The sequence below is a fragment of the Enterobacter cloacae complex sp. P29RS genome (genome assembly GCF_014893445.1).
Taxonomy (GTDB): Bacteria; Pseudomonadota; Gammaproteobacteria; order Enterobacterales; family Enterobacteriaceae; genus Enterobacter; species Enterobacter intestinihominis.
This window is the reverse complement of the sequence record NZ_JADBPZ010000005.1, coordinates 37,601-58,860: the sequence shown is the minus strand read 5'-3', so window position 1 is coordinate 58,860 and position 21,260 is coordinate 37,601. Positions and strand designations below refer to the sequence as shown.

Genomic DNA, 21,260 nt, shown 5'->3' with positions numbered 1-21,260 from the left:
TTTCGTTCGCGCCGGAAGGTTCCAGAGGGAAAATAACGCATGAGGCTACCCTGTAACCATCACTTCTGGCAACATTAAGCCGTAAATTTTAAGCAGGTGGAATATGGCTCGCGCAAAACTGAAATTCCGGCTTCATCGCGCCGTGATTGTCCTGATCTGTCTCGCACTATTAGTGGCGCTTATGCAGGGGGCATCCTGGTTTAGCCAGAATCACCAACGACAGCGTAACCCGCAGTTTGAAGAACTGGCCCGTACGCTGGCGCGCCAGGTGACGCTCAACGTTGCACCGTCTATGCGCACCGAAACGCCGGATGACAAGCGGATAGCCCAGGTATTGCGCCAGCTTACGGAAAACAGCCGCATTCTGGATGCGGGCGTGTACGATGAACAGGGCGACCTGATTGCCCGCGCGGGTGAGCATGTCGACGTGCGCGACAGGCTGGCGCTGGACGGCAAAAAAGCTGGCGGTTATTTCAATCAACAAATCGTTGAACCCATTCAGGGCAAGAATGGCCCACTCGGCTATTTACGTCTGACACTCGACACCCACACCCTGCCAACCGAAGCCAAACAGGTGGATAACACCACCAATATTTTGCGCCTGATGCTGCTGCTCTCGCTGGCGATTGGCGTGGTACTGGCGCGCACGCTGCTGCAAGGCAAGCGCACCCGCTGGCAGCAGTCGCCGTTCCTGTTAACCGCCAGCAAATCGGTTCCCGAAGAGGAAGAGAGCGAGAAGAAAGAATAGTGATAAAGTAGGCGGATGATTCGGAAAAGGAACTCTGCCATGTCGACGTTACGCCTGCTTATCTCTGACTCTTACGATCCCTGGTTTAATCTCGCGGTGGAAGAGTGCATCTTCCGCCAGATGCCCGCCACCCAGCGCGTCCTGTTTCTCTGGCGCAACGCTGATACGGTCGTTATTGGCCGCGCGCAAAATCCGTGGAAAGAGTGTAACACCCGCCGTATGGAAGAGGACAACGTCCGCCTGGCGCGCCGCAGCAGCGGCGGTGGTGCGGTGTTCCACGATCTCGGCAACACCTGCTTTACCTTTATGGCGGGCAAGCCGGAATACGACAAAACCATCTCGACCTCCATTGTGCTCAACGCGCTCAATTCGCTCGGCGTGACGGCTGAAGCCTCGGGTCGTAACGATCTGGTGGTGAAAACACCTGAAGGCGACCGGAAAGTGTCAGGCTCAGCCTACCGCGAAACGATGGATCGCGGATTCCACCACGGCACATTATTGCTGAATGCCGATCTGAGCCGTCTGGCAAACTATCTGAACCCGGACAAGAAAAAGCTCCAGGCGAAAGGCATTACCTCCGTGCGCGGTCGCGTGGCGAATCTGGTGGATCTGCTGCCGGGGATTACTCATGAGCAGATTTGCGACGCGATCCGTGAAGCCTTTTTCAAGCATTACGGTGAACGCGTAGAAGCCGAGGTGATTTCTCCGGATAAAACCCCGGACCTGCCCAACTTCGCGGAAACCTTTGCGCGCCAGAGCAGCTGGGAGTGGAACTTCGGTCAGGCACCGGCGTTTTCACACCTGCTGGATGAGCGATTTACATGGGGCGGCGTTGAGCTGCACTTTGACGTGGAGAAGGGCCATATTACCCGCACGCAGGTCTTTACGGATAGTCTCAATCCTGCACCGCTGGAGGCGCTGGCCGCACGTTTACAGGGCTGTCTGTATCGGGCGGATATGCTGCAGCAGGAATGTGATGCATTAATTGGGGATTTTCCTGAGCAGGAAAAAGAGCTGCGGGATGTATCGGCGTGGATTGCTCAGGCCGTGCGCTAGTAAAAAAGCCCGCTGGCGCTGCGCTTAGCGGGCCTACAAAACCGTAGGCCGGGTCAGGCGAGGCCGCCACCCGGCACAACAGCTCTTACTCTTTATCGCCCAGCAGAACGGATTCCAGCGCGATTTTGATCATGTCGTTGAAGGTGGTCTGACGCTCGGCAGCGGTGGTCTGCTCGTGAGTACGGATATGGTCAGACACGGTGCAGATGGTCAGCGCTTTCGCACCGAATTCAGCCGCCACGCCGTAAATACCGGCCGCTTCCATTTCTACGCCCAGAATGCCGTATTTTTCCATCACGTCGAACATATCGCCTTCTGGCGAGTAGAACAGATCGGCAGAGAACAGGTTGCCCACGCGCGCGTCAACGCCCAGCGCTTTTGCTGCGTCAACCGCGTTACGCACCATGTCAAAATCAGCGATGGCCGCAAAGTCATGATCTTTAAAGCGAATGCGGTTGACTTTAGAGTCGGTGCACGCGCCCATGCCGATCACCACGTCACGCAGCTTAACGTCCATGCGCACCGCGCCGCAGGAGCCGACACGGATGATTTTCTTCACGCCGAAATCGGTGATCAGCTCTTTGGTGTAGATGGAGCAGGATGGGATACCCATGCCGTGACCCATCACGGAGATTTTGCGGCCTTTATAGGTACCGGTGAAGCCCAGCATGCCACGCACGTTGTTCACTTCACGCACGTCTTCGAGGAAGGTTTCTGCAATGTGTTTCGCGCGCAGCGGGTCGCCCGGCATCAATACGACGTCAGCGAAATCACCCATTTCTGCATTAATGTGAGGAGTTGCCATCTTCAGTTCCTTTTACATTGTTGTTTTTGCCGGGTGGCGGCTGCGCCTTACCCGGCCTACATTCTGTTCTCCCTCTCCCTGTGGGAGAGGGTCGGGGTGAGGGCATCAGGCCTCACCCAATCCGTTTAGAACATAGCCTTGCCATATTCCATGTCAGACGTACCAAAGTATTTCGCAATCGTCTGGCCGATGTCCGCGAAGGTTTCACGGTGACCCAGCGAGCCCGGTTTGACTTTGGGGCCGTACACCAGCACCGGAATGTGCTCACGGGTGTGGTCGGTACCGGTCCAGGTCGGGTCACAGCCATGGTCAGCGGTCAGGATCAGAATGTCATCTTCCCCCACCAGCTCCATCAGCTCTGGCAGACGGCGGTCAAACAGCTCCAGACCCGCGGCATAACCGGCAACGTCGCGACGGTGACCCCAGGAGGAGTCGAAGTCCACGAAGTTGGTGAAGACAATGGTCTTGTCGCCCGCTTCTTTCATCTCTTTGATGGTGGCGTCGAACAGCGCATCCAGACCGGTCGCTTTGACCTTTTTGGTGATGCCGCAGTTAGCGTAGATGTCCGCGATTTTACCTACGGAAACGACCTGGCCGTCTTTCTCGTCGACGAGTTTTTGCAGCACGGTCGGCGCCGGTGGCTCCACGGCCAGATCGTGACGGTTGCCGGTACGCTGGAAGTTACCCGCTTTGTCGCCGATAAACGGACGCGCGATAACACGGCCAATGTTGTAGCCGCCTTCGGTCAGCTCTTCACGGGCGATCTCGCACAGCTCGTACAGTTTATCCAGGCCAAACGTCTCTTCGTGGCAGGCGATCTGGAACACAGAGTCAGCAGAGGTATAGAAAATCGGTTTGCCGGTTTTCATGTGCTCTTCGCCGAGCTGATCCAGAATCACGGTACCGGAAGAGTGGCAGTTGCCGAGGTAGCCCGGCAGGTTGGCGCGCTTCACCAGCTTATCGAGCAGCTCCTGCGGGAAGCTGTTCTCGTGATCGGAGAAGTAACCCCAGTCAAACAGCACCGGCACGCCAGCGATTTCCCAGTGACCGGACGGCGTATCTTTACCGGAAGAGAGCTCGTGCGCCCACGCGTAGGCGCCCACCACTTCCGCGTTTCCGTCCATACCGGCTGCGATTTTACCGGTAGAACCTTCATGCGCTTTTACCAGCCCGAGGCGGGTCAGGTTTGGCAGGTTCAGAGGGCCTTTACGACCGTTGTCCGCTTCGCCTTTTGCACAGGCTTCCGCGATGTGACCCAGGGTATCGGAACCCACGTCACCAAAACGTTCTGCATCTTCGGTTGCGCCGATGCCGAATGAGTCCAGCACCATAATAAATGCACGTTTCATAATTGTTCTCCGTACTTAGTGCTTCATAAAAATGCGATCAGATCAGTATACCGCTATTCAGTGATACGACGATAGACCGTCGGTGTGGTTTCCGGTGCTTTATCGTCAAGAGTTATTGCCGCCTTCACCGCTTTCGCCGCGTCCTGCCAGCTGGCTTCGTCTTTCGCGTGGATCACCGCCAGCGGACGTTGGCCGTCAACGCTGTCGCCCAGACGGGCCATATCGGTAAAGCCGACGCTGTAATCAATGGTGTCCGATGCCTGACGACGACCGCCGCCCATAGACACGACCGCCATGCCGAGCGCGCGGGTATCCATAGCCGAGACAAAGCCTTCACTGTCCGCATAGACCGCTTTGCTGAGCATCGCGGTGGGCAGGTATTTCGCGTAGTTTTCCACGAAGTCGGTCGGGCCTTTCTGCGCCGCCACCATCCGACCAAAGATCTCCGCCGCTTTGCCGTTGTCCAGCACCGCCTGAAGCTTCGCGCGCGCGTCAGCGTCGTCTTTGGCCAGCTTGCCGGAGATTAACATCTCAACGCACAGCGCCATGGTGACATCGAACAGGCGCGGGTTACGGTATTCGCCTGTGAGGAACTGCACGGCCTCGCGGACTTCAACGGCGTTACCGGCGCTGGACGCCAGCACCTGGTTCATGTCCGTCAGCAGTGCGGTGGTGCGCACGCCCGCGCCGTTGGAAACGCCAACGATCGCTTCAGCCAGCGCCTCAGAGAGTTCATAGGTCGGCATAAACGCGCCGCTGCCCACTTTCACATCCATCACCAGCGCGTCCAGCCCTTCCGCCAGCTTTTTGGCGAGGATAGAGGCGGTGATCAACGGGATGGAGTCTACGGTCGCGGTAATGTCACGCGTCGCGTAGAAACGCTTGTCTGCTGGCGCAAGAGAGCTGGTCTGGCCGATAATCGCCACGCCAACGTCTTTAATAATGTCGCGGAAGCGGTTGTCATCCGGAAAGATATCGAAGCCCGGAATGGCTTCCAGTTTGTCGAGCGTACCGCCGGTATGACCCAGGCCGCGCCCGGAAATCATCGGGATGTAACCGCCGCAGGCTGCCACCATCGGGCCAAGCATCAGGGAGGTCACGTCGCCCACGCCGCCGGTGGAGTGTTTGTCCACAATAGGGCCGTTGAGGTGGAGGCTTTTCCAGTCCAGAACGGTTCCTGAATCTCGCATCGCCATGGTCAGGGACACGCGCTCAGGCATCGACATATCGTGGAAGAAAATGGTCATCGCCAGAGCCGCAATCTGCCCTTCAGAGATGGTGTTATCACGAATGCCGTTGATAAAGAAGCGGATCTCTTCGTCGCTTAATGCATGACCATCACGTTTTTTACGAATAATTTCTTGTGCGAGAAACACGGTAACCTCCATGCGGAATCGGGTGAATGGCGGCGGGTATGTTGACCCGCCCTACGATCCTGTAGGCCGGGTTAGCGTAGCGCCACCCGGCAATTCAAACTTAGTAGCTGCTTGCGCTCTTACCGTCACCGTGACCCAGCGCTTTCAGCAGGCTGGCCAGCAGGCTGGACGCGCCGAAGCGGTAGTGGCGGGAGTCCGCCCAGTCGGCGCCGAACAGCTCGTCGGCAATCGCCAGGAACTGCTGCGCGTCTTCTGCGGTACGCACGCCGCCTGCCGGTTTGAAGCCAACGGTTTTGGACACGCCCATATCACGGATAACTTCCATCATGATGCGTGCGCTTTCCGGAGTCGCGTTGACCGGCACTTTACCGGTAGAGGTTTTAATGAAATCCGCGCCCGCTTTGATGGAGATTTCAGACGCCTTACGAATCAGCGCCTCTTCTTTCAGCTCGCCGGTTTCAATGATCACTTTAAGCAGCACGTTTGCCGCCGCACACGCGTCTTTACAGGCTTTCACCAGGTCAAAACCGACCTGCTCGTTGCCGGCGATCAGCGCGCGGTACGGGAAAACCACGTCAACTTCGTCTGCGCCGTACGCAATCGCCGCGCGGGTTTCCGCCAGCGCGATCTCGATGTCGTCATTACCGTGCGGGAAGTTAGTCACGGTCGCAATGCGCACGTCCGGCGTGCCCTGTTCTTTCAGCGTTTTGCGGGCAATCGGGATAAAGCGCGGGTAGATACAGACGGCGGCGGTATTACCCACTGGCGTTTTTGCCTGATGGCACAGGGCGATGACTTTTTCATTGGTGTCGTCATCATTCAGGGTGGTCAGGTCCATCAGTTTCAACGCGCGCAGGCTGCTTGCAGTTAAATCGGTCATAACATTCTCCAACGGCAGTGCCGTATAAATTTTACCTTGCGGGTCTGTGAGTATTCTAACATTCACCCGCATCCACACTTCGACATTCATCACAGTTAATGAAAACTGTGTGCAAATTTGCATTACTGTAATGAGATCTTCTTCAAACTTTCATGCGTCAACCGCCGACAAAAGCAGCGATACCCCCTGTCGGATCAAAAGCCCCGGCAGGCTGGCTTCTTACAATTCGTTCACCATCCGCAGAACCCTCAAGGAAGTTGAACATGCCCGACGCCCTGCAACAACGATGCCAGCACATTGTGACCAGCCCGGTGTTAACCCCGGAACAAAAACGTCATTTTCTGGCGCTGGAAGCGGAGAACAATCTGTTCTATCCCGCTCTGCCAGAGGCGGCCCGCGCCGCGCTGGACGAGGGATACATCTGCGACATGTTCGAAGGTCATGCGCCTTACAAACCGCGGTACGTGCTGCCGGACTACGCTAAATTTCTGGCTAACGGCTCAGAATGGCTGGAGCTGGAAGGGGCGAAAGATCTGGATGATGCCCTCTCACTGCTCACTATCCTTTATCACCATGTTCCGTCCGTCACATCGATGCCAGTCTATCTGGGTCAGCTCGATGAGATACTCAACCCATATGTTAAAATTCTAACACAGGATGAAATCGATAGCCGAATAAAACGTTTCTGGCGTTACCTGGACAGAACCCTGCCCGATGCCTTTATGCATGCCAATATCGGCCCGGCGGATACGCCCGTCACGCGTGCTATTTTGCGAGCGGACGCAGATCTGAAGCAGGTCGCGCCGAACCTGACCTTTATTTACGACCCGGACGTCACCCCTGACGATCTGCTGCTGAGCGTGGCGAAAAACATTTGTGAGTGCAGTAAGCCGCATATTTCCAATGGCCCGGTGAATGATAAAATTTTCACAAAAGGTCGTTATGGCGTGGTGAGCTGTTACAACTCCCTGCCGCTGGCGGGCGGCGGCAGCACGCTGGTGCGCCTTAACCTGAAAGCGATTGCGGAGCACAGCCGCTCACCGGAAGACTTTTTCACCCGTACCCTTCCCCACTACTGCCAGCAACAAATCGCGATCATCAATGCGCGCTGCGATTTTTTATATGAACAATCCGGCTTCTTTGAGAATAGCTTCCTGGTGAAAGAGGGGCTGATTGATGCCGATCGTTTTGTACCGATGTTTGGCATGTACGGTCTGGCCGAAGCGGTAAACGTGCTGTGCGAGAAAGCAGGCATTACGGGACGGTACGGTAAAAACGAGCAGGCCAATGCGCTGGGTTACCGCATCAGTGAACAGCTGGCGGCGTTCGTTGAAAACACGCCGGTGAAACACGGCTGGCAGCACCGCGCGATGCTGCACGCGCAGTCAGGGATCAGTTCTGATTCAGGCACCACGCCGGGGGCGCGTCTGCCGTACGGTGACGAGCCAGATCCCATCAGCCACCTGCTGGCCGTAGCCCCGCACCATAAACATTATCATTCGGGGATCAGCGATATTCTCACCCTGGATGAGACGGTTAAACGCAATCCTCAGGCGGTGGTGCAGCTGTGCCTGGGGGCGTTCAACGCCGGTATGCGTGAGTTCACCGCGAATGTGGCCGGAAACGACCTGGTGCGCGTTACCGGGTATATGGTGCGGCTCTCCGATCTGGAGAAATATCGGGAGGCCGGCTCGCGCACCAACACCACCTGGCTCGGCGAGGAGGCCGCGCGCAATACCCGTATTCTGGAACGTCAGCCACGCGTGATAAGCCATGAACAGCAGATGCGCTTTAGTTAGTCAGGTTATTCCCTTCTCCTGCGTGGACGGGCCGGGCAGCCGCCTGGCGCTGTTCCTCCAGGGCTGTAACCTGCGCTGCAAAACCTGCCACAACCCGTGGACCATCGGGCGCTGCAACGACTGCGGCGACTGTGTTCCCCACTGTCCTCATGATGCGCTGACGATTCAGGCCGGGCGCGTCTGGTGGCAGGAGAGTCACTGTCAGCAGTGCGATACCTGCCTGCACCTGTGTCAGCAGCAGGCGACGCCGATGGCGCAGCGATACAGCGTCGAGGAGATCCTCTCACGGATCCGCACGTCCGCGCCGTTTATTGAGGGCGTGACCGTCAGCGGGGGTGAGGCCACCACGCAGCTGCCGTTTGTGGTTGCGCTGTTCACCGCGATCAAAGCCGATCCGTCCCTGCGCCATCTGACGTGCCTGGTGGACAGCAACGGCCTGTTAAGCGAAACCGGCTGGCAAAAGCTGTTACCGGTGTTTGACGGCGCGATGGTGGATCTGAAAGCCTGGGGCAATGAACATCACCGTTTTCTGACCGGGCGCGAAAACACGCTGATCAAGCAGAGCATCCGCTGGCTGGCCGATCGTCATCGCCTGACGGAGCTGCGCCTGCTGGTGATCCCCGATCGGTGTGATTATCTGCAACATCTGTCATCGCTGACCGCTTTTATCCACGCGTTGGGGAACGTTCCGGTGCGGATCAACGCGTTTCATGCCCATGGGGTTTACGGGGAGGCGGCGCGATGGCGGAGCGCCGCGCCGGAGGACATCGAGCCGCTGGCGCAGGCCCTGGAAAGGCAGCAGATCACGGTGATCCGCCCGGCCCTTTATCTATAGCGTGATGCCGAAGACCGCGCGGGTATTTTCCAGCAGCGCGCTGGCAATCACATCTTCAGGCTCCTGACGCAGCTCGCACAGCACATCAAAAACGCGCGCCGCCTGCTCCGGGCGGTTGGGCTGGCCCTGAAAACCATTCAGCGGCATGTCAGGGGCATCCGTTTCCAGCAGGAGCGAAGACAGGGGGAGCTGCGCCATCACATCCCGGGTTTTGCTGGCACGCGGATAGGTGATAGTGCCACCGACACCAATTTTATAGCCCAGCTCGATAAAACGCTGCGCCTGCTGAAGGCTTCCAGCGAAACCATGGACCACGCCCCTGCGCGGCACGTCGATGCGCTTCAGGTGCATCGCCAGTTTGTCATGGGTGCGCCTGGAGTGGAGGATCACCGGCAGATCGTGGCGCTTTGCCAGCCGGAGCTGCGCATCCAGGATCGTCTGCTGGCGTTCAAACTGCGGATCTTCACGATAGAGATCGAGGCCGATCTCACCGATGGCAACCAGCTTCGTATCCGCGTTTTGCAGCGTGGCATCCAGCCTGTCGAGATGGTCATCAAGATGGTGCTCAATCACGATCGGATGCAGACCCAGCGCGGCATACAGCGCATCGTGACCCTGGGCAAGCGCCAGGACTTTCTCGAATCTCGCCGCTTCAATAGCGGGCACAATAATGGCTCTCACACCGGCCTCAGCCGCACGCGCAATACTTGATGTTTCCTCCCCGCTAAACGCCGGGAAATCAAAGTGGCAATGGGTATCGATAAAAGAGTGCGTCACGCCAGGTCCTCGTTATCGAGTATGCCGTCGTTGGCCTGCGGCGCGTCCACCAGCGGCATCGCCACCGCGTCATTGGCCACACTAGCGGGTGGCAATATGATGCTTTTATGCCGATGAAGAGGCGGTTGCTCGGCCAGCATTTTCCCGACGGTCGCCAGGAAGTAACGCCCGCATAGCCGCCCCGTTTTGTAATCCATACGCAACGCAGGCAGCCGACTGCCCAGCGCCATGCTCAGCAGCGGCTTCGGCGGGTAAATTTCAAAGATGCGCAGCTTGCCCGGTGGTTTTTCAATAAAACGCTGCATCGCGCCGTAGGTGGTTTCATGCTGCTTCGCGATATTCACCAGCGGTTGCAGGCTGCTGTCGCCCAGCCAGCGTTCCATCCGCTTAAACCACTGTGGGGTGTAATACATCTGCGAAGGCACCGTGCGGATCACCACAATGGTTTTCGCCCCGCGCCGCGCGGCCTCCTGTACCGGCACCGCGTCGCTGATACCGCCGTCAAGATAGTTTATCCCCTCCAGCAGCGCGCCGGTACGGTAGAAACCCGGGATCGCGCTGGAAGCGCGAATGATATCCAGCCAGTTCTCTTTCTGCGGCGAAAAGTAACCCGGCGAATAGTCATCGCCACGGCTGGCGCACATCCAGAACGCTTTGCCGGTATCGAACAGTCGTGACGCGGTATCCATGGCCAGCGGCATCTGGCTGGAGGTGGCATCCAGTAACCAGTCGAGATCGATCAGGTTCCCGCCGCGCACGAAGCGTACCGGATTGAAGAATTCTTTGGAGGTGGTGTAGCGCATAATCACTTTGCGCGCATAGCCGGGCTGGTTGCAGACATAGGCGGAGAGGTTCTGCGCCCCGGCAGAGGTACCGAAGTAGAGATCGAACGGGTTGAATTGCGCGCGCATAAATTCGTCGAGCACGCCGGCGGTAAAAATACCGCGCTGCCCGCCCCCTTCACAGACCAGAGCAAGCTGGCCTGCATGAAACGGTTTTAACGTCAGCGGCGCAATATTGCCGAGCGTCACGGGAATTCGTTGCCCCACCTCTGCCTTCCTGTTTTCATTATTTTGATGAGACACAGTAACGCACATTCCCGATGGTTCTCAAACGAGAAAAAGCCAGTCACGAGGACTGGCTTGAGTTTGTTTAATAACTATTGCGTTTGCTACGGGCGACGTCGACCCGTAAACAGGCTGACCAGGAACAGAATAATACCGACGACGAAAACAATTTTCGCTGCCCATGCCGCGGTACCCGCCAGTCCACCAAAGCCCAATGCGGCGGCAATTAACGCGATAACCAGAAATATAATGCCCCAACGAAACATAAGCCTCTCCTTTACCATAGTTAATGTCGGCCGCTAAACGTGAGCGCTCAGGTCACTCACCGGCTTTTCCAGAGTCGTTTTTATTTCGCCCGCGGTTTTCAGCCAGACGGGCGAGTGGTACTGCTTTACTTCGTTTTCAGATCGTTTTTGACGCTTTTCACACCATCAATAGCTTTCGCAATTGACTCGGCACGATCGCTTTGTGCCTGGTTCTCAACCGTACCGGACAGCTGGACCACACCATCAGTGGTTTCAACTTTCACCATACGGGATGGCACGATGTCGTCAGCTAACAGTTTAGCTTTGATTTCGCTGGTAGTTGCTGCATCTCCGGCATAGCCCTTCACCGACGATTCTTTGCTGTCACGTACGTGCAGTTTGTCGCTTACAGAGCTTACGCCCTCAACGCCTTTCGCTACTTTAACGGCCTCTTCAGCCTGAGTCTGGCTTTCAACGAAACCGCTCAGAGTGACAACCTTGTTGTCGGTTTTAACAGAAATATCGGTGCTCTTAATGGATTCATGATCCACCAGTGCGGCTTTCACTTTTGCTGTGATAGAGCTGTCATCCATGAAATTACCGACTTTATTCATAGAGCTATCGATTTTTTCCCCTGCGGTATTAGCGGTATTTTGCGCTTTATCCATGGTGCTGGATTCCGCCAGAGCAGAACCGCTTACCAGGACACTACCCAACGTTACAGCCAGCAGAGTTTTAGAAATCTTCAGTCTTGTCATATTCATCGATTTATTCCTGTGTTTTGCCCGTTATTTGGGCGACATACTTCCCTAAATCTTGGTTTTATATATTGCGAATTAACACACGGGCGAAATGGAGAACCAGTGGACATGCATTGAACAGTTAATTCATCCACGCCCGGTGCTAAACACTGAGTTAAATATAGATCACAATCAGAGGGGTGCATTCAGAATTGGGGAAAAAACGAACGAATAGCGAAAAATTACGTTGAATTAAGAACATTCCGCAAGGGTTTAATAACACTGGAATTAAAGAAGAGCACGGCGGCTGCCGTGCTCTGTGAGGGAATTAATGCTCGCGCGTTTTGCGGAACTGAACGTCGGGATAACGTTCCTGCGTCAGGTTCAGGTTAACCATAGTCGGGGCGATATAGGTCAGATTATCGCCACCGTCCAGCGCCAGCTGAACTTCGTTCTTACGCTTAAACTCTTCGAATTTCTTCACGTCTGAACATTCAACCCAGCGCGCGGTCGCCACGTTCACCGATTCGTAAATCGCTTCCACGTTGTACTCGCTCTTAAGACGGGCAACTACCACGTCAAACTGGAGCACACCCACCGCGCCCACGATCAGATCGTTGTTGGCGATAGGGCGGAACACCTGTACAGCCCCCTCTTCCGAAAGCTGGACCAGGCCTTTCAGCAGCTGCTTCTGCTTAAGCGGATCGCGCAGGCGAATGCGGCGGAACAGTTCCGGCGCGAAGTTCGGGATACCGGTGAACTTCATCATTTCGCCCTGCGTGAAGGTATCGCCGATCTGAATGGTACCGTGGTTGTGTAAACCAATGATGTCACCCGGATAGGCTTCTTCCACGTGCGAACGGTCGCCCGCCATGAAGGTCAGCGCGTCGGAAATCACTACGTCTTTACCAATACGCACCTGACGCAGCTTCATGCCCTTTTCGTACTTACCGGAAACCACGCGCATAAAGGCGACGCGGTCACGGTGTTTCGGGTCCATGTTGGCCTGAATTTTAAAGACGAAGCCGGAGAACTTCTCTTCCTTCGCTTCTACTTCGCGGGTGTCGGTTTTACGCGGCATCGGCTGCGGGGCCCACTCAACCAGACCGTCGAGCATATGGTCAACGCCGAAGTTGCCGAGTGCAGTACCGAAGAAGACCGGGGTAATGTCACCGCTCAGGAACAGCTCTCTGTCGAACTCGTGAGAGGCGCCTTTGACCAGCTCAAGCTCATCGCGCAGTTGCGCGGCCAGCTCTTCACCGACAGCGGCGTCCAGCTCCGGGTTGTCCAGCCCTTTCACGATGCGGACTTCCTGAATAGTGTGGCCCTTACCGGTCTGATACAGGTAGGTTTCGTCTTTATAGAGGTGGTAAACCCCTTTGAACAGCTTGCCGCAGCCAATCGGCCAGGTGATTGGCGCGCAGGCGATTTTCAGCTCGTTTTCCACTTCATCCATCAGCTCCATCGGATCACGGATGTCACGGTCGAGTTTGTTCATAAAGGTGAGGATCGGCGTATCGCGCAGACGAGTGACTTCCATCAGCTTGCGGGTACGATCTTCAACACCTTTCGCCGCGTCGATCACCATCAGGCAGCAGTCCACCGCCGTCAGGGTACGGTAGGTATCTTCGGAGAAGTCTTCGTGCCCCGGGGTGTCCAGCAGGTTCACCAGGCAGTCATGATACGGGAACTGCATCACGGAGGTGGTAATCGAAATACCACGCTGCTTTTCCATCTCCATCCAGTCGGATTTAGCATGCTGGCTGGAGCCACGGCCTTTAACGGTACCCGCGGTCTGGATCGCCTGTCCGAACAGCAGCACCTTCTCGGTGATGGTCGTTTTACCGGCATCCGGGTGCGAGATAATGGCAAAAGTGCGGCGTTTGGCCACCTCTTGCAGATAAGGAGACAACGTCATAATCAATTCTTCTTAGGTAAGCGCGGCAGCAGGCCGCGCATCATGGAATACGAAAAATGCGGCTATTTTACCCATCAACAGGGGGCAGGCAATCATTGTTTACACAGGAGCTGCTCCAGTTCGTTCAATGACGTTACGGTCCAGGTCGGTTCGATGCCTTCAGGCAACGTGCGGCCATGCGCATTCAGCCAGACGGTCGACAGGCCCGATCTCATACCCCCCAGAATATCAGATTCTGCCGTATCCCCCACCATCAGCACGCGATCGCGGTCAGGATTGCCCGCTTGTGCCAGCGCATAATCGAAAATACGCGGATCCGGCTTCGGCACGCCTACCTCTTCGGAGATCACCAGCGCGTCGAAATGATCGCGCAAGCCAGTGCGTTCAAGGCGGATCTGCTGAAGCGCGGTAAAGCCGTTGGTGATGATCCCAAGCTTCACCTTCCCTTTCTGCGAATCCAGCAGAGAAACGGCACCGGGCAACGGCGCGCAGATATCTGCCATTGCATTCAGGAAGGCCTCGTTCAGCACCCCAGGACTGATGTTTAACCGTTCAGCCCAGACGTCAAAACGCTGATGCTGAAGCTGTAACGCGGTGATGGCACCGTTCTGGTAATCCACCCACAGCGGCTTGTTCACCGCCTGATAGTCCTGAAAATCTTCCGCGGTGAACGTCACGCTATAGTCGAGAAACATCCGCTGTAGGCCGCCGAACGAGTCAAACGTAAACAGCGTTTCGTCGGCATCAAAGAAAATCCAGTCCCATTTCATCGTTACAACCTTATTTTCGTTATCCAATCGGCAGAGCCATGATAATGGCGTCTTCACGTCCCTCTGCGGTGGGGTAGTAGTTACGGCGGATAGTCGCCTCGTTGAAGCCTAAGCTTTCATAAAGCGCGATGGCGGCGACATTGGACGCGCGCACCTCCAGCCACAGGGTGAAAACGTCACGGGTTTCCAGCTCACGAATGAGGTGCTCAAGCAGATCCCTGCCCAGCCCGCGGCGCTGGTAAGCGGGATCGACCGCGATATTAAACAGCGTCGCCTCGTCCAGAACGACCTGCGTGATGGCGAACGCGGCCATCGCACCGTCAACGTCCAGGCGGAGATTTAAATAGCGTTCGCCCTGATTGCTGGCAAACGTCTTTTCGCTCCACGGAAAGGCATGGGCGCGTGTTTCAATCGCGAACGCGGTGGCCAGGTCAGCCGTCGTGAGGGAAGAAATCGTGTTCATATTCGCAAATTTGTTGCCATAGCGCGCTACGCGCTTTTGGGTTGGCTTTCAGTTCGTCCAGCGCTGGCGAGCTGATCTGGCTTCCTTCAAGAGGTAGCTCATCCACCGCCCCGATTCGCCAGCTGTTACAGCGGCTGTCAGGGGGAAGCATCGCGACGCTTTCGGGCGCCAGCTGTAATACCTGATCGTTTGTCACCTTCAGGGTGCGAAGGACATCCTCAATCAGGGGTTCGTTCAGGGCAGGCGGCGCTTCTGCCACCATCACCAGGCGGACATGCGCAGGGATGGAGATGGCTATTTCGCCCCGCAACGCCGTCGGGCGACGCAAAGCCCACTGGGTGATGCCCAGCTGCTGCAACTGCCAGTCTCGTCGGGATGTCATAGCGAAAACTCCTGTCTCTCAGGCGCGCAAATATAGCAAATGTGTCGAAACTGCGCCATCTACCTACTATAATCCCCGCCTGAGTTTATTGAGGAACAATTCATGTCTGCATTTACCCCGGCAAGTGAAGTCTTGCTGCGTCACAGTGATGATTTCGAAGAAAGCCGTATTCTGTTTGCCGGAGATATGCAGGATGACCTGCCCGCACGTTTCGACTGTGCTGAAAGCCGTGCCCACACCCAATACTACCACCACTGGCAGGTGCTGAGCCGCCAGATGGGCGAGCGCGCACGCTTTAGCCTGGTGGCGGAGCAGAGCGATATTGCTGACTGCGATACGCTCATTTACTACTGGCCGAAGAACAAACCGGAAGCCCAGTTCCAGCTGATGAACCTGCTTTCTCTGCTGCCGGTCGGCTGCGATATTTTTGTCGTCGGTGAGAACCGCAGCGGGGTGCGAAGCGCAGAGCAGATGCTCGAAGGCTACGCGCCGTTGACGAAAATCGACAGCGCCCGACGCTGCGGCCTGTATCATGGCCGTCTGGAAAAACAGACCACTTTTGATGCCAACACCTTCTGGGACGAGTACCAGCTTGACGGCCTGACCATTAAAACCCTGCCGGGTGTGTTTAGCCGTGACGCGCTCGATACGGGCAGCAAGCTGCTGCTTTCCACCCTGACGCCGCACACCAAGGGCAAGGTGCTGGACGTCGGCTGTGGCGCGGGCGTGCTGTCAACGGTTCTCGCCAGCCACTCACCAAAAGTGCGTTTAACCCTGTGTGACGTGAGCGCCCCGGCGGTAGAAGCCAGCCGCGCCACGCTTGCTGCGAATGGCATTGAAGGCGAAGTGATCGCCAGCAACGTTTTCTCCGACGTGACCGGTCGCTTTGACATGATCATCTCTAACCCGCCGTTCCACGACGGGATGGAGACCAGCCTTGAAGCGGCGCAAACGCTGATCCGTGGCGCAACCCGTCACCTTAACAGCGGCGGTGAGCTACGTATTGTGGCGAATGCCTTCCTGGCGTATCCGAAAGTGCTGGATGAAACCTTCGGCTTCCACGAAGTGATCGCCCAGACAGGCCGCTTTAAGGTGTATCGCACCGTGATGACGCGCCAGGCGAAAAAGTAATTCCCCTGCCCGGCGATGGCTGACGCTGCCATCGCCCATTTTTGCAGCAATCAAAACAACGTGCGCAATTTTCTGTTGACGTAAAGCTGAAAACATCTAGAATGCGCCTCCGTGGTTACGATACTTTTACAGTGTCGATGGTATGCGAAGGTGGCGGAATTGGTAGACGCGCTAGCTTCAGGTGTTAGTGTCCTTACGGACGTGGGGGTTCAAGTCCCCCCCCTCGCACCAATTATCTTACATCCCTTCAGCAGTACCTCTTGTTTTTCCCTTTTATTTCAAACTCATCAGAATCACCAGCAGTCCACTGATTAGCGCAACGCATGATGGCAACAGCACGTAATGCCGTAACTGTTTGTGCCAGATCATCGCGGATGTCACCAGCAAGCCCGAAACAATCATTGCTTTCCAGACATCAATGGGAAGATCGGCAAACATCAGCCCACCGATAATGGAACCAGGCAGCAATATTCCCCACCCACTTCCCAGCGCTTTGCTCAACATGGTTTCACCTCTCGCACTGATAATGATAACCAGTATCATATGATAGTAATTATCACTTGTCAGCATGCGACGTAAGAAATTGCGCCAGCAATTGCTTTCCCATAATGACAGAGAATGTGTAAGGTGATAAATTGCCCACCTGTTAACTTCCGATAACGTTTTTCTGATAATAAAAATTCAATTTTGTAGCGACCAATAATACATAACAACACCTTGCTCATTGTTTTAATTGAGTTTTAATAAAAACGCACGCATATGACATCACAATCCTGGCTGTCCTTAGTCAACAAGAAATATCAGCTTTCTTTACGTTTATTTTTATTTCTGAACGCTGCATCAGCATTGTTCTCGGTAACAAACCCTCTCTATTCCGTTCGTGTGTTATCAGTCCCCCTGTTTGCCGTATTGGCTGCCAGCACTGGCTTACTTATCTGGCACTGGAAAAATAGCACGCGAAAAATAAATATCCCTGCTGTTTCAGCTATTTTTGGGTTTTTATGGGCATGGCAGATCGTCTCAAAATTTCTGTTAATAACGCACGATCACGCAACCTATTTAATGATGGCGCTATTAACAGTGCTTTTTATAGGGTCTCTGGCTTTCGCCAGTAATATTAAAGCCTTTACGTTACATTCATTTCCCGCTTTTATATCCTGCCTGTGGCTTAGCCCGTCCGAAAACTGGCTGAGAATGGCCTATTTTTTCGCGCTGCCGGTGGTCGCCATTGGTATCCATCATGTTCTTCAGCGGCGTAATGACCGTTTCGCCCAGGAGCTGCTTTCCGAACTGCTGGAAGAGCGTGAAACCCTGACCGATCTCAGCATGATGGACCCGCTCACCGGCCTATATAACCGTCGCGGGCTGCAAAGCCGGCTTGAGAACCTCCCCAGGCCTGACGCTGGCGAGCACTTTGTGCTGCTGATGGATATCGACCATTTCAAAGCCTACAACGATCATTACGGCCATATGATGGGCGATCAGGCCTTGATCAGGGTCTCGGCTGCGATCCGCGACGCCGTGCGCTCACGCGATGTTGTCGCCCGGTTTGGCGGGGAAGAATTTATGGTGCTGTTAAGTAACATCCCACTGGAGCAAGCGCGCCAGACAGCTGAACGCATACGTCAGAAGGTTTACGATCTCAAAATCCCCCACATGTTTAACGAAAGCGTCGCCACTAACGTGACCATCAGCATTGGCATAGCCATGTTCGAAGGTGAAGACGTTGATGGCGCACTGGCGAAAGCCGATAAAGCCCTCTATGAAGCCAAGCATATGGGACGCAACAGCATTCTGCTGAGCGACGAGCTTCATATCGCCTGAAACCGCCTTCACAGCGCCAGGATAAAACGCTTGCGCTCGGTTTTATCTATAGTTAGGATTGGCAATCATTATCATTTAGATTTGTAATCCACACTATGGCGACTCGTACCGCACACATCGTTGAGCCACTGCTCTGGCGAGCTCCACTCTCCGCCGGAGAAACGACGCTTGCGGATGCCATTCGGGAAAAAATCGCCGTAACACGCGCCCATCTGCTGGATTTCATCAAACTGGATGAAGCACCGCCGCATCATGCTCTGACGCTGACTCAGTGGCAACGACCTGCCGAGCTGCGATCACTGCTGGCAACCTATTCCGACCATATTTATCGTAACCAACCGACGCTGGCGCGGGAAAATAAACCGCTGCTTTCCCTCTGGGCACAATGGTATATCGGGCTGATGGTGCCGCCTGTCATGCTGGCCCTGTTGACCCAGGAAACGATGCTCGATCTCTCGTCGGAACATTTCCACGTCGAATTCCATGAGACCGGACGCGCCGCCTGTTTCTGGATTGATGTACACGAAGATCCGAGCGCGAGTCACCTGTCAGCGCAGGCGCGTATGGAACGACTGATTACAAGAGCGCTGGTTCCGGTCATTGATGCGCTGGAAGCGACGGGGGAGATCAACGGCAAACTGATCTGGAGTAATACCGGGTATCTTATCCACTGGTATTTAACGGAGATGAAGCCGCTGCTCGGCGACGAGAAAGTGGATGCGCTGCGTCAGAGCTGTTTCTTTGCCAGACAGCTGTCGGATGGGCGGGATAACCCTCTTTACCGCACCGTGGTTCCGCGTGAGGGACTTCTGGTGCGTCGTACCTGCTGTCAGCGCTACCGTCTGCCGGATGTCCAGCAGTGCGGCGATTGCACGCTTAAGTAGTCTGGCCCTGCCTGAAACCCGCAGAGAGAGGGAACAAACACTAAAAACGGCAACCTGCGTTGCCGTTTTGCTTTTACCTAAGCGACCTGCTGATTTTCCTCTTCCCCATTACGCTGTGCTTCTTCCGCTTCCTGCTGAAGCAACTGTTTCTCGTACACCTTGAAGAACGGGAAATAGATAATGGCGGAAACGCAGGCCAAAACCAGCACCAGAATGGCTGCACGGAAATCCCAGCCCAGCGCCCAGGCGGCACCAACCGGAGCCGGTGCCGTCCACGGCACAACGGAAATCACGCGGCCAATCAGATCAAACTTCATCGCTGCCCATGCCAGTACGGCATTGACCATCGGCGCCAGCAGGAAAGGAATAAAGAACACCGGGTTCATCACAATCGGCGTACCAAAAATCACCGGTTCATTGATATTGAAAATGCTTGGCACCACGCTCAGACGTCCAATGGAGCGCAGGTGCGCGGAGCGGCTACGCAGGTAACAGAACACCAGCCCCATCGTCGCTCCTGACCCACCGATCACAATAAAGAACGTCCAGAAGGCTTCCATAAAGATGTGTGGTAAAGGCAGGCTCGCCGCCAGCGCGGTCTGGTTCGCCCCCAGGTTCGTCAGCCAGAACATTTGCAGCATACCCGAGACAATCGCTGCGCCGTGGATCCCGGCAAACCACAGCAGGTGGCCAATCAGCACCGCCAGCAGGATCGCTGGCAGCGAGTCCGCCGCAGAGACCAGCGGTTTGAATATCGACATGATGGCCTGTGGGATCAGCATACCGAACTGCGACTGGATCAACAGACTCAGCGGATAGAGTGTCAGCACCACCACCAGCACCGGGATCAGCAGGTCAAACGAGTTTTTGATCATCGGCGGAACCTGATCTGGCAGGCGGATCCCGATATTATGTGCTTTCAGGAAACGCATCATCTCAACGCAGTAAATCGCCACCAGGATCGCGGTGAAAATCCCGGTCCCTCCAAGGCTATCAACCGGTAAGGCGCCTTTGGTTTTAGGGGCGGCGACCAGCAGGAACGCCATCAGCGACAGCATCGCGCACATGAACGGATCCAGCTGATGGGTTTTAACGTAATGTTTGCCCAGGTTGTAGGCGATAGCCGCACAGATATAGAGGGACATCACCCCCATCGTCATATCAAACGGCGTCAGAATTTGACCTTCAAACTGCTTCGCCATATCCAGCCAGGCGCGAGCAAAGCCCCAGGTGGTATCTGGCGAAAAAGGTGGGTAAGCGAACACTAATAAAAACGACCCGACAATCATAAACGGCATTGCCGAGATGAACCCGTCACGAATCGCCATAACGTGACGCTGGGAAGAGATGCGCCCGGCAATAGGGCTGACATAATTTTCAACGAAGCGGAAAATCAGATTAAATGCAGCATGGTTGGCAGACATAGCAGATCTCCTGTCAGACGTTCGTTTCGGACGTTCTCACGTCACACGTTGTTCCATACATCAGCGTCACAACCTTGCCGGATCGTGTACCTGCGGTACTGCTCAAACGGAATGGTTTCATACTTAGCTCTTATTATTAGATACAGGGGAAGTTACACACTCAGTATTAATCTCTGCATCACGCTCTGCAACCGGTTACTGTAACCGGTTTCTGTGAATGTGAAGGCGATCCAGAAATCGCCCCTGACGGATATTTGTTACTTAAGGGATATTTACAGCGACTAAATTCTTATGACAGATTACGGAAGATATTTGTCAGGAGGAATCAATGAGTTTGCAGTCTGTACAGCAGTTTTTCGCCGAACACGCTCCGGATATAGAAATCATCGAGCTTAACCAAAGCACAGCGACTGTTGCCCTTGCTGCTGCCGCGCACAACGTTGAACCCGGCCAAATTGCCAAAACGCTGTCACTGAAAATTAAAAATGATGTGATTCTGGTGGTTGCAAAAGGCGATGCGCGTCTGGATAACAAAAAGCTCAAAGAGACATTCGGCGCAAAAGCCCGCATGCTCAGCTGCGATGAGGTAGTAACCCTGACGGGTCATCCTGTTGGCGGCGTCTGCCCTTTTGGACTGGAAAATCCGCTCTCTGTTTACTGTGACATCACTTTAAAACAGTACGCCGAAGTGTTACCCGCAGCGGGCGCCATCCACAGTGCGGTGCGTATATCGCCCGACAGAATGGCGGAACTGACCGCAGCAAAATGGGTTGATGTCTGTATTTGA

Annotated in this window: 22 protein-coding genes and 1 tRNA gene; 9 read left to right on the top strand and 14 right to left on the bottom strand. The window is 55.3% G+C overall.

Going from position 1 to position 21,260, the window contains the following annotated elements:
• The first annotated feature begins 103 nt into the window (after window positions 1-103).
• Both IM282_RS05320 and lplA read left to right on the top strand, forming a co-directional pair.
• Window positions 104-748 carry a YtjB family periplasmic protein gene (locus tag IM282_RS05320; RefSeq protein ID WP_015572615.1) on the top strand — a complete coding sequence of 215 codons (645 nt, stop codon included), beginning with the start codon at window positions 104-106 and terminating at the stop codon, window positions 746-748.
• A gap of 39 nt (window positions 749-787) precedes the next feature.
• The gene (gene lplA, locus IM282_RS05315) at window positions 788-1,804 is read left to right on the top strand and encodes a lipoate--protein ligase LplA (RefSeq protein ID WP_022646990.1); all 1,017 of its coding nucleotides are present in this window, start codon (window positions 788-790) and stop codon (window positions 1,802-1,804) included.
• Between the two features lie 85 nt (window positions 1,805-1,889).
• On the opposite strand, the gene deoD is transcribed toward lplA, so the two are convergent.
• The 4 genes from deoD to deoC all read right to left on the bottom strand — a co-directional run bounded on the left by deoD (window position 1,890) and on the right by deoC (window position 6,214).
• Window positions 1,890-2,609, bottom strand: coding sequence for a purine-nucleoside phosphorylase (gene deoD, locus IM282_RS05310; RefSeq protein WP_003856538.1), 720 nt, complete (start codon window positions 2,607-2,609; stop codon window positions 1,890-1,892).
• A gap of 125 nt (window positions 2,610-2,734) precedes the next feature.
• Window positions 2,735-3,958, bottom strand: coding sequence for a phosphopentomutase (gene deoB / locus IM282_RS05305; RefSeq protein WP_022646989.1), 1,224 nt, complete (start codon window positions 3,956-3,958; stop codon window positions 2,735-2,737).
• A gap of 53 nt (window positions 3,959-4,011) precedes the next feature.
• Window positions 4,012-5,334 carry a thymidine phosphorylase gene (gene deoA, locus IM282_RS05300; RefSeq protein ID WP_058645783.1) on the bottom strand — a complete coding sequence of 441 codons (1,323 nt, stop codon included), beginning with the start codon at window positions 5,332-5,334 and terminating at the stop codon, window positions 4,012-4,014.
• 100 nt (window positions 5,335-5,434) lie between these two features.
• Window positions 5,435-6,214, bottom strand: coding sequence for a deoxyribose-phosphate aldolase (deoC, locus tag IM282_RS05295; RefSeq protein ID WP_003856543.1), 780 nt, complete (start codon window positions 6,212-6,214; stop codon window positions 5,435-5,437).
• Window positions 6,215-6,477: 263 nt separating this feature from the next.
• Here deoC and IM282_RS05290 point away from each other — a divergent pair, with 263 nt between their 5' ends.
• Together IM282_RS05290 and IM282_RS05285 are read left to right on the top strand one after the other, a co-directional pair.
• Window positions 6,478-8,013, top strand: coding sequence for a YjjI family glycine radical enzyme (locus IM282_RS05290; RefSeq protein ID WP_192970211.1), 1,536 nt, complete (start codon window positions 6,478-6,480; stop codon window positions 8,011-8,013).
• A complete protein-coding gene (locus tag IM282_RS05285; RefSeq protein ID WP_023299274.1) occupies window positions 7,988-8,848 on the top strand; it encodes a YjjW family glycine radical enzyme activase in 861 nt (286 codons plus the stop codon). The genes IM282_RS05290 and IM282_RS05285 overlap by 26 nt, the downstream gene beginning before the upstream one ends.
• Here the strand turns inward: IM282_RS05285 and IM282_RS05280 are convergent.
• From IM282_RS05280 to IM282_RS05245, 8 genes are all read right to left on the bottom strand, one after another.
• The gene (locus IM282_RS05280; RefSeq protein ID WP_192970210.1) at window positions 8,843-9,625 is read right to left on the bottom strand and encodes a TatD family hydrolase; all 783 of its coding nucleotides are present in this window, start codon (window positions 9,623-9,625) and stop codon (window positions 8,843-8,845) included. The two genes, IM282_RS05285 and IM282_RS05280, sit on opposite strands and share 6 nt — an antisense overlap.
• Window positions 9,622-10,674, bottom strand: a complete 1,053-nt coding sequence (locus IM282_RS05275) for a patatin family protein (RefSeq protein WP_023299272.1) — start codon at window positions 10,672-10,674, stop codon at window positions 9,622-9,624. Before IM282_RS05275 ends, IM282_RS05280 begins: the two co-directional genes overlap by 4 nt.
• Before the next feature lie 122 nt (window positions 10,675-10,796).
• Entirely contained in the window at window positions 10,797-10,958 is a 162-nt protein-coding gene (locus IM282_RS05270) for a DUF1328 domain-containing protein (protein ID WP_003856556.1), read from the bottom strand.
• Window positions 10,959-11,083: 125 nt separating this feature from the next.
• Window positions 11,084-11,701, bottom strand: a complete 618-nt coding sequence (osmY, locus tag IM282_RS05265) for a molecular chaperone OsmY (RefSeq protein ID WP_022646982.1) — start codon at window positions 11,699-11,701, stop codon at window positions 11,084-11,086.
• Between the two features lie 304 nt (window positions 11,702-12,005).
• Entirely contained in the window at window positions 12,006-13,595 is a 1,590-nt protein-coding gene (prfC, locus tag IM282_RS05260) for a peptide chain release factor 3 (protein WP_022646981.1), read from the bottom strand.
• Between the two features lie 92 nt (window positions 13,596-13,687).
• Entirely contained in the window at window positions 13,688-14,365 is a 678-nt protein-coding gene (gene yjjG / locus IM282_RS05255) for a pyrimidine 5'-nucleotidase (protein WP_192970209.1), read from the bottom strand.
• A gap of 19 nt (window positions 14,366-14,384) precedes the next feature.
• On the bottom strand, window positions 14,385-14,828 hold the full coding sequence (gene rimI / locus IM282_RS05250; protein ID WP_022646979.1) for a ribosomal protein S18-alanine N-acetyltransferase: 444 nt from the start codon (window positions 14,826-14,828) through the stop codon (window positions 14,385-14,387).
• The gene (locus tag IM282_RS05245) at window positions 14,797-15,210 is read right to left on the bottom strand and encodes a DNA polymerase III subunit psi (protein ID WP_022646978.1); all 414 of its coding nucleotides are present in this window, start codon (window positions 15,208-15,210) and stop codon (window positions 14,797-14,799) included. Before IM282_RS05245 ends, rimI begins: the two co-directional genes overlap by 32 nt.
• A gap of 102 nt (window positions 15,211-15,312) precedes the next feature.
• On the opposite strand from IM282_RS05245, the gene rsmC reads away from it, so the two are divergent.
• The gene (gene rsmC / locus IM282_RS05240; protein ID WP_032625390.1) at window positions 15,313-16,341 is read left to right on the top strand and encodes a 16S rRNA (guanine(1207)-N(2))-methyltransferase RsmC; all 1,029 of its coding nucleotides are present in this window, start codon (window positions 15,313-15,315) and stop codon (window positions 16,339-16,341) included.
• 144 nt (window positions 16,342-16,485) lie between these two features.
• Window positions 16,486-16,572: transfer RNA gene (locus IM282_RS05235), tRNA-Leu, on the top strand.
• 42 nt (window positions 16,573-16,614) lie between these two features.
• Here IM282_RS05235 and IM282_RS05230 read toward each other — a convergent pair.
• The gene (locus tag IM282_RS05230; protein ID WP_026080652.1) at window positions 16,615-16,884 is read right to left on the bottom strand and encodes a DUF1435 domain-containing protein; all 270 of its coding nucleotides are present in this window, start codon (window positions 16,882-16,884) and stop codon (window positions 16,615-16,617) included.
• Window positions 16,885-17,100: 216 nt separating this feature from the next.
• Between IM282_RS05230 and IM282_RS05225 the strand changes: the two genes are divergently transcribed.
• Both IM282_RS05225 and fhuF read left to right on the top strand, forming a co-directional pair.
• Window positions 17,101-18,165, top strand: a complete 1,065-nt coding sequence (locus tag IM282_RS05225; protein WP_192970208.1) for a GGDEF domain-containing protein — start codon at window positions 17,101-17,103, stop codon at window positions 18,163-18,165.
• A gap of 95 nt (window positions 18,166-18,260) precedes the next feature.
• Window positions 18,261-19,049: a siderophore-iron reductase FhuF gene (gene fhuF, locus IM282_RS05220; RefSeq protein WP_022646974.1), complete on the top strand. Its 789-nt coding sequence runs from the start codon at window positions 18,261-18,263 to the stop codon at window positions 19,047-19,049.
• A gap of 77 nt (window positions 19,050-19,126) precedes the next feature.
• Here fhuF and IM282_RS05215 read toward each other — a convergent pair whose 3' ends face one another.
• Entirely contained in the window at window positions 19,127-20,473 is a 1,347-nt protein-coding gene (locus IM282_RS05215; protein ID WP_006810218.1) for a PTS cellobiose transporter subunit IIC, read from the bottom strand.
• Between the two features lie 328 nt (window positions 20,474-20,801).
• Here IM282_RS05215 and IM282_RS05210 point away from each other — a divergent pair, with 328 nt between their 5' ends.
• The gene (locus IM282_RS05210) at window positions 20,802-21,260 is read left to right on the top strand and encodes a YbaK/EbsC family protein (RefSeq protein ID WP_022646971.1); all 459 of its coding nucleotides are present in this window, start codon (window positions 20,802-20,804) and stop codon (window positions 21,258-21,260) included.